This is a genomic window from Streptomyces sp. VTCC 41912, from assembly GCF_045799175.1.
Lineage (GTDB): Bacteria > Actinomycetota > Actinomycetes > Streptomycetales > Streptomycetaceae > Streptomyces > Streptomyces albulus_C.
The window spans coordinates 155,980-167,601 of the sequence record NZ_JBJMAB010000014.1 but is presented as its reverse complement, the minus strand read 5'-3'; the positions used below and the strand labels follow the sequence as shown (position 1 = coordinate 167,601).

Annotated in this window: 12 protein-coding genes and 1 rRNA gene; 9 read left to right on the top strand and 4 right to left on the bottom strand. The window is 71.4% G+C overall.

All coding sequences use genetic code 11. The features are described from left to right. The 9 genes from rrf to ACJ6WD_RS21395 form a co-directional block, all read left to right on the top strand. Positions 1 to 77: ribosomal RNA gene (rrf, locus tag ACJ6WD_RS21435) — 5S ribosomal RNA — on the top strand; the annotation flags it as partial. Positions 78 to 169: 92 nt separating this feature from the next. Beyond that, a complete protein-coding gene (locus ACJ6WD_RS21430; protein WP_233661158.1) occupies positions 170 to 820 on the top strand; it encodes an HAD family phosphatase in 651 nt (216 codons plus the stop codon). A 127-nt stretch (positions 821 to 947) separates the two neighbouring features. Then, the gene (locus tag ACJ6WD_RS21425) at positions 948 to 2,210 is read left to right on the top strand and encodes an MFS transporter (protein ID WP_407616338.1); all 1,263 of its coding nucleotides are present in this window, start codon (positions 948 to 950) and stop codon (positions 2,208 to 2,210) included. Next, positions 2,161 to 3,336: an acetoin utilization protein AcuC gene (locus ACJ6WD_RS21420; protein ID WP_016576788.1), complete on the top strand. Its 1,176-nt coding sequence runs from the start codon at positions 2,161 to 2,163 to the stop codon at positions 3,334 to 3,336. The genes ACJ6WD_RS21425 and ACJ6WD_RS21420 overlap by 50 nt, the downstream gene beginning before the upstream one ends. Positions 3,337 to 3,683: 347 nt before the next feature. Next, the gene (locus ACJ6WD_RS21415; RefSeq protein WP_331248979.1) at positions 3,684 to 4,496 is read left to right on the top strand and encodes a phosphatase; all 813 of its coding nucleotides are present in this window, start codon (positions 3,684 to 3,686) and stop codon (positions 4,494 to 4,496) included. A gap of 131 nt (positions 4,497 to 4,627) precedes the next feature. Further along, a complete protein-coding gene (locus ACJ6WD_RS21410) occupies positions 4,628 to 4,837 on the top strand; it encodes a helix-turn-helix domain-containing protein (protein ID WP_014144137.1) in 210 nt (69 codons plus the stop codon). Between the two features lie 120 nt (positions 4,838 to 4,957). Further along, positions 4,958 to 5,056, top strand: coding sequence for a 30S ribosomal protein bS22 (locus ACJ6WD_RS21405; protein WP_003948845.1), 99 nt, complete (start codon positions 4,958 to 4,960; stop codon positions 5,054 to 5,056). A 215-nt stretch (positions 5,057 to 5,271) separates the two neighbouring features. Then, positions 5,272 to 6,321, top strand: coding sequence for an NAD-dependent epimerase/dehydratase family protein (locus ACJ6WD_RS21400; protein WP_376447074.1), 1,050 nt, complete (start codon positions 5,272 to 5,274; stop codon positions 6,319 to 6,321). A gap of 14 nt (positions 6,322 to 6,335) precedes the next feature. Then, a complete protein-coding gene (locus ACJ6WD_RS21395) occupies positions 6,336 to 7,331 on the top strand; it encodes a lysophospholipid acyltransferase family protein (protein WP_016571299.1) in 996 nt (331 codons plus the stop codon). A 78-nt stretch (positions 7,332 to 7,409) separates the two neighbouring features. Here the strand turns inward: ACJ6WD_RS21395 and ACJ6WD_RS21390 are convergent, their stop codons facing one another. The 4 genes from ACJ6WD_RS21390 to ACJ6WD_RS21375 all read right to left on the bottom strand — a co-directional run bounded on the left by ACJ6WD_RS21390 (position 7,410) and on the right by ACJ6WD_RS21375 (position 11,386). Next, positions 7,410 to 8,612, bottom strand: a complete 1,203-nt coding sequence (locus ACJ6WD_RS21390; RefSeq protein ID WP_233661156.1) for a DUF5667 domain-containing protein — start codon at positions 8,610 to 8,612, stop codon at positions 7,410 to 7,412. Between the two features lie 267 nt (positions 8,613 to 8,879). Then, entirely contained in the window at positions 8,880 to 9,668 is a 789-nt protein-coding gene (locus ACJ6WD_RS21385) for an ECF subfamily RNA polymerase sigma factor, BldN family (protein ID WP_016571301.1), read from the bottom strand. Positions 9,669 to 9,998: 330 nt separating this feature from the next. Continuing rightward, positions 9,999 to 10,868, bottom strand: coding sequence for an HAD family hydrolase (locus ACJ6WD_RS21380; RefSeq protein WP_374206888.1), 870 nt, complete (start codon positions 10,866 to 10,868; stop codon positions 9,999 to 10,001). A gap of 239 nt (positions 10,869 to 11,107) precedes the next feature. Then, on the bottom strand, positions 11,108 to 11,386 hold the full coding sequence (locus tag ACJ6WD_RS21375) for a glutaredoxin family protein (RefSeq protein ID WP_016571303.1): 279 nt from the start codon (positions 11,384 to 11,386) through the stop codon (positions 11,108 to 11,110). Positions 11,387 to 11,622 lie beyond the last annotated feature (236 nt).

Below are 11,622 nucleotides of genomic sequence, written 5' to 3'. Positions count from 1 at the left end.
CGAACCCGGAAGCTAAGCCTTTCAGCGCCGATGGTACTGCAGGGGGGACCCTGTGGGAGAGTAGGACGCCGCCGAACAAATTTTGATAAAGCCTCGTTCCCCGAGTTTCGACTCGGGGAACGAGGCTTTTTTGCGTTGTACTCCGGAGGGGCGTAGGTAGGGTCGAGAGATGCGTTATGACCTGATCATTTTCGACAATGACGGTGTGCTCGTGGACAGCGAGCCGATCTCCAACGAAATCCTCGCCGGCTATCTCACCGAACTGGGGCACCCGACCACGTACGAGGAATCGCTGCGTGACTACATGGGCGGTTCGGTGCAGCGCATCCGGGACATCGTGCGGGAGAGATCCGGTCGAGCGCTGCCGGGAGACTTCGAGGCCGGTTTCCACACGCTGGTCTTTGACGAGTTCCGCCGACGGCTGGAACCGGTGCCCGGCGTGCGGACGGTGCTGGAGAAGCTGGCCGCGGACGGTGTGCCCTACTGCGTCGGGTCGTCAGGGAGCCATGAGCGGATCCGGGTGGCGCTGACGAAGACCGGGCTGTTCGAGCGGTTCGGGGCGGAGCGGATCTTCTCGTCGCAGGACGTGGGACGCGGCAAGCCGGCGCCGGACCTGTTCCTGCACGCCGCGAGGGAGATGGGTGTCGAGCCCGGGCGGTGCGCGGTGATCGAGGACAGCCCGCTGGGGGTGCGGGCGGCGGTGGCCGCCGGGATGGACGTGTACGGGTTCACGGCGATGACGCCGGCCGCGAAGCTGGCGGACGCCGGCGCGACCGCGCTGTTCAGCGACATGGCGGAACTGCCGCAGGTGTTGCAGTAGGGAGCGGTGGGGCGGGGCACGTCGGCCGGTGTTGGTGTGCGGAGGGCGTGACTCCTCGTACGCCAGTGGGAATTGGGTCGGTGATCCATCTACCCAGCGGTAGCCGGGAGTTCTAGGCTGACCGGCCATGACGCCCCCTCAGGTACCGGGTGCACGGCTGCGGCACGGCCGGGTCGCGCTCGCCCTCAGCTTCTTCGTCCAGGGGGCGGTCTTCGCCCTGCTCGTGACCCGGATACCGGCCATCCAGGTGCGCTACGGCATCTCGGACGGGCTGCTGCCGGCCTTCCTGGCGGCCGTTCCGGTGCTCGCCGGGGCCGGCAGCGTCGGCACCGAGCACCTGGTGAAGCGGGTCTCGCCGAAGACGGTGCTGCGCTGCGTGCAGCCGGTCGTCTGCCTGGCGCTGCTGGCCGTCGGCGCGGTCGGTTCGTTGGCGCAAGTGGCAGTGGCGCTGGCCGTGTTCGGGCTGACGGTGGGGGCCCTGGACGCGTCGATGAACATGCTCGGGGTGAGCCTCCAGCGGGCCTACGGACGCAGCATCATGCTCGGGTTCCACGCGGCGTACAGCCTGGGCGGGATCGTCGGGGCCTCGCTGGCGTGGGTGGGCGCGCACGGGCAACTGCCGCTGTGGTCGCTGTACGGGCCGGTGGTGGCGGTGTCGGTGCCGCTGGTGCTGCTGAGCGGCCGGTGGCTGGTGGGCAGGGGCGACGAGGAGGGTGGGGGCGAGGGGACGGGGCGGCCCGCGACGGGGGCCGGTTCGCCGGTCGCCATGCGGCTGCTGTTGCCGCTGTGCCTGGTGATGGCGTTCGCGTATATCGGGGACTCGACGGTCTCCAACTGGAGCGCGAAGTACCTCCAGGACGTCCTGGGCAGCTCGGAGCAGCTGGCGACGGTTCCGTACAACGTGTACATGGTGACGACGCTGCTCGGACGGACGGTAGGTGACCTGGGGGTGCGGCGTTTCGGTCCGGCCCCGGTGGTGCGGACCGGAACCGTGGTGGCGGCGGTCGGCTTCGCGGTCGTGGCGGCGGCGCCGGACGCCTGGGTCGGGATGGTCGGGTTCACACTGCTGGGCTTCGGGCTGTGCGTCATCGTGCCGCAGACCTTCGCGGCGGCCGGGCGGTACGCGGTCGAGCGGCACGGTCCGGAGGCTTCGGACCCGACCATCGCGCGCCTGAACATCTTCAATTACGTCGGTTTCCTGATCGGTTCTCCGCTGGTGGGGGCGCTCGGGGACGCCTGGAGCTACCGCGGCGCGATGCTCGTGCCGATGGCCCTGGTGCTGGTGACTTTGGTGTACGCCCGCTCGTTCGGGTCGTCTCCGGCCAGATACGGTGACGACCATGAGCGGCCGCGCACAGTTGATGTGGGACGAGGCAGTAACGGGCTATGACTTCGGGCCGGGGCATCCGATGGACCCCGTCCGGCTCGCCCTGACGATGCGGCTGGTGGAGGCGTACGAGCTCCACCGGGGGCCGCTGGAGGTGGTGGCGGCCAAGCCGGCGGGTGACTCGACGCTGCGGCTGGTGCACCGGGAGGACTACGTCGCGGCGGTCCGCCGGGCCTCCGCCGATCCGGCCTCCGCGGACGTCGCCTACGGGCTGGGGACCGAGGACGACCCGGCGTTCGCGGGGATGCACGAGGCGTCGGCGCTGATCGCGGGGCAGTCGGTGGGCGCCGCGGAGGCCGTCTGGCGCGGTGAGGCGGAGCACGCGGTGAACTTCGCGGGCGGCCTGCACCACGCGATGCCCGGCGGCGCCTCCGGTTTCTGCATCTACAACGACGCGGCGCTGGCCATCGCCAGGCTCCTGGAACTGGGGGCCGAACGGGTGGCGTACGTGGACGTGGACGTGCACCACGGCGACGGTGTCCAGGCGGCGTTCTGGGAGGACCCGCGGGTGCTGACGATCTCCCTGCACGAGCATCCGCGGACGCTGTTCCCGCAGACCGGCTGGCCGGAGGAGACCGGCGGTGAGGGCGCGGAGGGCAGCGCGGTGAACGTGGCGCTGCCGGCCGGCACGGGGGACGCGGGCTGGCTGCGGGCCTTCCACGCGGTGGTGCCGGAGCTGCTGGCCGCGTTCCGGCCGCAGGTCCTGGTCACGCAGCACGGAGCCGACACCCACTTCGAGGACCCGCTCGCGCACCTCGCGGTGAGCCTGGACGCGCAGCGGGCCGCGGCCGAGTCCTGCCACGCGCTGGCCCACGAGCACGCCGAGGACCGCTGGATTGCGCTCGGGGGCGGTGGCTACGCGGTGGTGGACGTCGTGCCGCGCAGTTGGACGCACCTGGCGGCGATCGCCGGGCACCGGCCGATCGACCCGACGTCGTCGGTACCGGAGGCGTGGCGGCACGAAGTGTTCCGCAGGACACGGCAGTTGGCGCCGCTGCGGATGACGGACGGTCGGACGCCGTACTGGCGGGACTTCGCCGACGGCGGTTACGACCCGGCGGACCGGCTCGACCAGGCGGTGCTGGCCACGCGGCGGGCGGTGTTCCCGTCCCACGGTCTGCTGCCGTGAGGTGAGGCGGGGCCGCCCTAGGGGGTGGGCGAACGGATCCCGTAGGGGTTCTGAGCGCCCCCTGCGGGGCCACAACGTGGTGGGGTGGGCGGGTATTCCGTCCCCAGCCGCAGGAGTCGTGAAGCGGACAGTTGCCCCGGGTGCGGGGCGTCCCGAGTGCGGGGGCGCCCCGGGGCCTGGGGTTCGGCGGGCCCGGGGCGCGGCGGGAACTGGGGTGCGGCGGGGCCTCGGTTGAGGCGAGGGTGCCGCCCCGGCTGGGGGCTTCCCGGGCGGTTGCTGCCCCCAGATGTGTGACTACCCGTCGGTTAGGGCATTCGCCCTGCGGCCAACCGGTCAGCATGGGGGCCGTGTTGGGCACCGGGGCGCTGCGGGCGCACCTGATCGAGGCGGGGCTCGCGGGGACGATCGCGACCACGCGGGAGCAGAGTCTGCGGCGGTACCGGCTCTTCGCGGCCCGTGACCCGCGGGCGCTGCTGGGGTTGGATCCCGAGGGGGACTGGTCCTACGGCGACGTCCTGCGGCTGATGGGGCGGAAGTGCGGTGTTTCGGCCGATCCGGCGCACACTTCCGGTCTGGATGTGATCGACCCGGAGCGGACGATCGGGGCCTTGGACGCGTTCGCCGACCGGGTCGCCGCGGCGGCCGGTCAGCGGCTCCCGGTGCTGCTCGGCACGGGTCATCCGCACCGGCTGTGGGAGTTCTACGCCGTCCTCGCAGACGCCCTCTCGTCGGTGGGCTGCCCCGTCCTCACCCCCGCGCATGGCCATCGTGTCGACATAGCGACCCGGTTCGGGGTACGCACCCGGGTCCTCGATTACGTACGGGGAGTCGCGCTGATGCGCGAACCCGGCGTGCGGGGCGCACCTGCCGAGGGGGGCGTGCACACCCACTCGCCGCTGCCGGTGCGGACCGCACTGGAGGCCGCGGCGACCTCCGGGGGGTCGCTTCCGGGGTTGGTCATCGGGGACCACGGTTGGGTCTGCGGAGCAGGTCAGCTGGGCATCGAGGCGATTGGGCTGGCGGACGCCGACGACCCCGCGCCGTTCGTCGGAGAGGCGGAGGGGCGGCTGTCCGCGGTGGTGCCGCTCGACGATGCCGTCCGGTCCGTGGACTATCGACCACTGACGCGCTATGTCCTCAATCGAGCAAGTCTGTCCTGATAGGCGGCCGTTCGCTGCTCCTCTTCCCCACTCGCATCACCCGCCCCTAATCTGGGGAGTGAACGCATGGCGACGAAGAGTCACCGGAGGGGAAGCCGGTGCCCGTCTTATGCGGAAGGTGCAGGTGTGTGATGGCTGCGGACCAGAGGCCGTTGAACGAGGTTGTGTTCCTGACAGTGGCGGAGGTCGCCACGGTGATGCGAGTGTCGAAGATGACCGTGTACCGCCTGGTGCACAGCGGTCATCTGCCCGCGATCCGCGTGGGGCGGTCCTTCCGGGTGCCGGAGCAGGCCGTCCACGACTACCTCCGGGAATCGTATGTGGGGGTGGAGTCGGCCTGACCGCTCGTTCGACGACCCTCGGATTACGCGGTACGGCCGGCGCCGGGTACCCTGGCCCGATGTAGGTAGTGTGGGCTCGGACGCCCCGCACCGAGTGATTCGAAGTGAGCGAGGGTAGTCGTGGGCTCTGTTATCAAGAAGCGGCGCAAGCGGATGGCGAAGAAGAAGCACCGCAAGCTGCTCAAGCGCACCCGCGTCCAGCGTCGCAACAAGAAGTAAGCGACGCTGATCGCGATTTCGCGGCCCCTCATCGCCCTCGGGCGGTGAGGGGCCGCGGTGCTTTCGTGCGGCGTTTTTGTGGGCCGTATGGACGGAGGTGGTACGCAAATGTCGCTCCGGGCACTGCGCGGTCATCACCGTGCAACACCGACCCGATAGCGTGAGCGGCACAGCTCGTCGCAGGCGGAAGCCGCGGCCGGTAAGGAGGGCTGATCTTGGGCAACGTCGTGCTCGTCACGGGCGCCGCACGGCAGCTGGGGGGCCGGTTCGTCCGCCGGATCCAGCGCGATCCCGACGTCGAGCGGGTGATCGGGGTCGATGCCGTGGCGCCGGAGCACCACCTCGGCGGCGCCGAATTCCTCAAGGCCGACATCCGGCATCCGGCGATCGCCCGGGTCCTGGCCGAGACGGGCGTGGACACCGTCGTCCACATGGACATCAACGGCACGCCCCTGGGCAGCCGCGGTGGCCGGGCCTCCGTCAAGGAGACCAACGTCATCGGCACCATGCAGCTGCTCGGCGCCTGCCAGAAGGCGCCGCACGTCCAGCGCGTGGTGATCAAGTCCAGCACCAGCGTGTACGGCTCCGCGCCCCGGGATCCGGCCGTCTTCACCGAGAACACCCCGCCCAAGTCGCTGCCCAGCGGTGGCTTCGCCAAGGACACCGTCGAGGTCGAGGGGTACGTCCGCGGCTTCGCCCGGCGCCGGCCCGACGTGGCGGTCTGCGTGCTGCGGTTCGCCAACATCCTCGGACCGTGCGCGGACTCCCCGCTCGCCGAGTACTTCTCGCTGCCCGTCCTGCCCACCGTCCTCGGCTACGATCCGCGGCTGCAGTTCGTCCACGAGGACGACGCCATCGACGTGCTGCGGATCGCCGCCGCCGCGCCCCGCCGCGGCACCCTCAACAGCGGCACGTTCAACATCGCGGGGGACGGGGTCCTGCTGCTCTCGCAGGTCTCCCGGCGCCTGGGGCGGCCCACCCTCCCGCTCTTCCTGCCCACCGTGACGTGGGCCGGCACCGCCGTGCGGTCCCTCGGCATCACCGACTTCTCCCCGGAGCAGATCCGGATGCTGACCCACGGCCGGGTCGTGGAGACCACGCAGATGCGCGAGACACTGGGATTCCACCCCAGCTACACGACGGCGGAGACCTTCGAGGAATTCGCCCGCAGCCGCGGACCCGGGCTGCTGCCGCCCGCGTCCCTCGCCCGCACCGTCGACCGGCTCGCCGGCGTGCTGTCCGCACGTCGCGGCGCGAGCCAGTGAGGAGTTCAGCCACCATGGCGGACGCCAAGGTCATCCCGTTCGGCGAGGAGCCCCGGGCGCGCCGCAAGGCCCGGCGGGCCGGGCACGGCGGGCGGGGCACGGCGCTGGCGCCGGTGCCGGAGGCCCGCACCGACCCGGAGCCGCCGCCGGCCCCGCGCCCGACCGGCGGCCGGACCCTGGACGAGCGGATCGCGGGCGGGCTGGCCTTCCTGCGCCGCCGGATCACCGGCGACTACGAGGTCGACGACTTCGGCTACGACGAGGAGCTGACCGACCAGGTCCTGATGTCGCTGCTGCGGCCGCTGTACGACAAGTACTTCCGGGTCGAGGTGAAGGGGATGGAGAACATCCCCGCCGAGGGCGGTGCGCTGATCGTCGCCAACCACTCCGGGACGCTGCCGCTGGACGGTCTGATGCTCCAGGTCGCGGTGCACGACAACCACCCGGCGCAGCGCCACCTGCGGCTGCTGGCGGCCGACTTGGTGTTCGTGCTGCCGGTGATGAACGAGTTGGCCCGCAAGGCCGGGCACACCCTGGCCTGTGCGGAGGACGCCCAGCGGCTGCTGGAGCGCGGGGAGATCGTCGGGGTGATGCCGGAGGGCTTCAAGGGCATCGGGAAGCCGTTCGCGGACCGCTACAAGCTCCAGCGCTTCGGGCGGGGCGGCTTCGTCTCCACGGCGCTGAAGGCCGGGGTGCCGATCGTGCCGTGCTCGATCGTGGGCGCCGAGGAGATCTACCCGATGATCGGGAACGCCAAGACCCTGGCGCGGGTGCTGGGGCTGCCGTACTTCCCGATCACGCCGACCTTCCCGTGGCTGGGGCCGCTCGGTGCGGTGCCGCTGCCGACGAAGTGGACGATCCAGTTCGGCGAGCCCATCGCGACCGACGGCTATCCGGCCGAGGCGGCGGACGACCCGATGCTGATGTTCAACCTGACCGACCAGGTCCGGGAGACCATCCAGCACACCCTCTACAAGCTGCTCGTGCAGCGGCGCTCGGTGTTCTTCTGAGGGAGGACCGGAAGAACACCGAGCGCCGCTGAACCGCTGCGCCGTCCGCCGCGGGACGGTGCCCGGCGGCGGGTCGCGCTACTTGGGCAGGCTGTCGCCGTCGATGCCCAGGTCGGGCAGGAGCCCGGGCAGCAGCGGTGGCAGTGTGACGTCGGGCTGGCCGGCGCCCTCCTTGCCGTGGCTGCCGTCGTGCGGCGAGGCGCTGCCCTTGCCGGGCGGGCCGAGCAGGCCGCCCGTATTGCCGCCGAGCAGGCCGTCCTGCTCCGGGGACGGCGAGGCCGAGGGGCGCGGGGCCTGCTCGGCGGTGCCGTGGGAGCCGGACGCGGACCCGCTGCCGGCCGGGGACGGGCGGCGGCCGCGGTCGGTGCCGCCGCCGTCGGCCGGCGTGTCGCGGTGGCGGTTGTGGGACTCCGGGCCCTGTGGGAGCAGCGAGCGGAGCGGGCCGACCTCATCGTCTATGGCGTCGAAGACCGAACTCACCTCGTCGCGCACGTCGGTGAGCTGCACCGGGAGCCGGTCGCGCAGCTGCGTCCAGGTGTTGCGGTGCGACTTGGTGAAGGAGCTCAGCGTCTGGATGGGGCCGAGCGAACCGTCGCGTTCGTAGGCCGCGTGCAGCAGGCGGTGCCCCTCGCCCGCGTCGTGGCGGACGCCGGCCAGGGCCCGGCGGACCTCGGCGAGCTGCTCGTGGTCGAGCTGGGCGGCTCGACCACGCTCCATCAGGCGGCGGGCCTCCAGCATCCGGGTGGACGCCTGGTCGAGATAGAGCCGGCCGCGGTCGGAGTCGTCGCCCGCCATGGTGAGCTGGAGGTCCTCCATGCCCCGCTTGAGGCCGTAGAGGGAGTCGCCGGGGAGGGCGTCGGTGCTGGCCATGGCGACGCCGCTGAACGCGCCGGCGGCGACGCCGACCGTCAGACCGCCGGCTGCCAGGCCCTTGGAGAGCCGGGAGCGCGGGCGCAGCCGGCCGAGTGATTTCGTGGCGCGGTGCGCGCCTCCCGCTTCGCGTTGCTCGGGCACCCGGGCGTCGCCGGACGGGGCGCCTTCGGCGAAGGCGGCCTCCATCGCGGCGATGAGCTGGGCGCGCTGGACTGTCTTGACCTCGGCGGCCATCTCCGGCTTCGGGAGTTCCCCGAGGCCGTCAGCGACCGCCAATAGCCCTGCGTCTGCCGGCGTCTGTGCCGGACTGTCGACCTGGTCCTCGGTCGCCGCGCCCTTGAGCTCCTGCTCCTCCAGGGCTTGGGCGAAGGCGTTGGCCCGCCGGTGCACCGAGACATTCGTGATCACGGGCGGCACCTCCTCTCGTCATCCCGCTCGACTCCCCGGACTGGCATTGACTATCCAGACGGGCCGGATGGTTGCACGCCGTTGTCCGCGGCCACTCGAACGAGTGAGAGGCAGCGGGCATGGCGTGACCGCGTGGAGCCTGCATCCCGCACAACGAGCGGCGCGGCACTCGGGTTACGCACTCACGATGATCTGACCGTCAGGGCATGCCTGGTCACCAACGGTGAGCGGTGGGCGGGGTGTTGGGGGTGGCGGAGGGGTCGGGCGTCAGCGGGCGTCGTCGGGGAGGAGCCGCGCCAGGGTGCGGACGGCCCGGTACTGGAGGGTCTTGATGGCGCCCTCGTTCTTGCCCATGACGCGGGCGGTCTCGGCGACCGAGAGGCCCTGGAGGAAGCGAAGGGTGACGCATTCCTGCTGTTGGGGGTTGAGCTTGCGGACCGCCTCCAACAGGGCGGCGTTGGAGAGGGATTCGAGGACCGAGTCCTCGGGGCTGCGCTCGACCTCGTTGGCGTCGAGCATCTCTCCGGTGGTGACTTCCAGGCGGAAGCGGGAGGACTTGAAGTGGTCGGCGACGAGGTTGCGGGCGATCGTCACCAGCCAGGCGCCGAAGTCCCGCCCCTGCCAGGTGAACGTGCCGATGCGGCGCAGGGCGCGGAGGAAGGTCTCACTGGTGAGGTCCTCGGCCGTGGCGCGGCCGCCCACGCGGTAGTAGATGTAGCGGTAGACGGTGTCGGCGTACTGGTCGTAGAGCCGGCCGAAGGCGTCGGCCTCGCCGGCTTGGGCGCGTTCGACGAGGTCCATCATGCGGCGGCTGTCGCTGTCCGCGGGGCGCCGTGCGGTGGTGGTGCCGGTGCCGGCGCGGCGGGTTCTCCCGGCGGTGGCGGCCTTGCCGACCGCAGCGCTCCCGTCAGCCAGCGCGTAGCAGGGGCCGGTGGGGACGGCTGTGGCGAATGCGGGGACGGCGTACGCGGTGGGGACAAAACTGCGCAGGTGGTCGACGAGTGTCGTACGCAGCGTAGCCAGGCCCGAGGCGTCAACCCCGACGTGTGGGTACACGGGACTCCCAGAGGCAGAGCTTCCATCACGTGCAGTGCGGGACCGTTCACTCGTCGTAGGGACGTGTGGGTTCCGGAATGCGTCTGAGGAGAATAACGCTTCGTACAGGCAGCGCTACACCCAGTTGCTCAAATCATCGATTACTTACGTTCCGTGTTCGGTTGGTGGCGGATCAAGTATCGAATATTGAGCAACTATTGATCGGAAGGGAGCGCAATCTGCCTGGTTGGAGGGCGTGTTGTGGCTAACCGCCAGGAAAGGGACTGACGGGGCCACGGCGGGGGTAGGGAGTGCGGATGGCCCGCCGCCGGGGCCGTCGATCAAGGACGGTCAGCGACGGCGGCGCTGGAGGGCCGCGGCGGCCGCCGCGCCGCCCGCGAGCGCGCCCACCCCGGCGGCCGCCGGGATGCCGATCCGGACCGCCTTGCGCCCGGTGCGGTAGTCGCGCACCCGCCAGCCGTGCTCCCTGGCGTGCTTGTGCAGCCGGGTGTCGGGGTTGATCGCGTAGGGGTGGCCGACGAGCGAGAGCATCGGGATGTCGTTGGCCGAGTCGCTGTAGGCGGCGCAGTGCGAGAGGTCCAGGCCCTCGGCGCCGGCCAGGGCGCGCACCGCCTCGGCCTTCGCCGGGCCGTGCAGCGGTTCGCCGACCAGCTTGCCGGTGTAGACGCCGCCGACGGACTCGGCGACCGTGCCGAGGGCGCCGGTCAGGCCCAGGCGGCGGGCGATGATCGTGGCGGTCTCGACGGGTGCGGCGGTCACCAGCCAGACCTTCTGGCCGGCGTCGAGGTGGGCCTGGGCCAGTGCGCGGGTGCCGGGCCAGACGCGCTCGGCCATGTACTCGTCGTAGATCTCCTCGCCGATCGTCATGAGCTCGGCGACGCGGTGGCCCTGGACGATGGAGAGCGCGCTGTTGCGGACGTCCGCCATGTGCTCGGGGTTCTCCGAGCCGGCGAGGCGGAAGTAGACCTGCTGCCAGGCGAAGCGGGCCAGGTCGCGCTTGTGGAAGAAGCGGCGCTTGTACAGGCCGCGGCCGAAGTGGAAGAGGGCGGCGCCCTGCATGACGGTGTTGTCGAGGTCGAAGAAGGCGGCCGCGCTGGTGTCCCCGGCGACCGGGAATTCCGGTTCGGCCGGGGCCTCGGTGGGCGGCGCCTCCTGGGACGACTTCCGGGCGGCCTCGGCCGCGGCCTCGCCGGCGAGCACGCTGCGTGCCGTGGCGGGGCGTCGGCGGCGGGTGAACCACCCCGTGGGGAAGAGCGCCCCGGCGGGGCTCCGGTCGGGGCGGTGAGCGGGCGACGGGCGGGCCATGCGGCTAGCGTAGCCAGTTTGTTCGGTGCTTCCGGTTACGGGCGCGTGTCTGGAAGCAGCGGGGCCGCCGACGGTTGCGTTAAGGCCATCCGAGGGGCCGCCCGGCGCGGGCGCGGCCCGGGGTGCGGTGGCGCTCAGGCGCCCAGTGCGGTGCGCAGGCGCCGGGGGTCGACGCGCCAGAAGTCGTGCTGGGCACCGTCCACGAGGACGACCGGAATCTGTTCCCAGTACTTGCGGTGCAGCTCGGCGTCCTCGGTGATGTCCTTCTTCTCCCAGGACGCCCCGGTCTCGGCGCACACCTCCTCGATCACCGCCTGCGCGTCGTCGCACAGGTGGCAGCCCGGCTTCCCGATCAGGGTGACCATCCGGTCGGCGGGGCTCTTGCGGGGGGTGCGGCTGAACAAGGGGGCCATGGGGTCATTGTGCCGGTTCGGGGCGGCGCTCCCCGTGGATGGTTTCGCTTACCATCAATGGGCGATTTGTTGGTTTCCGGGGGTATAGCGGTGAGGAGTGAGGGCGCGTGCTCCCGTCGGTGCTGCCGCGAATCGCCGGTGGCGTGCGTGAACGGCGTGGTGCGGGAGTTGGTTCCGCGGACACCCGTAAAAGCTGCGTGAGCCCCATCACTTTGGCCGGACAAAGCGGACACCAT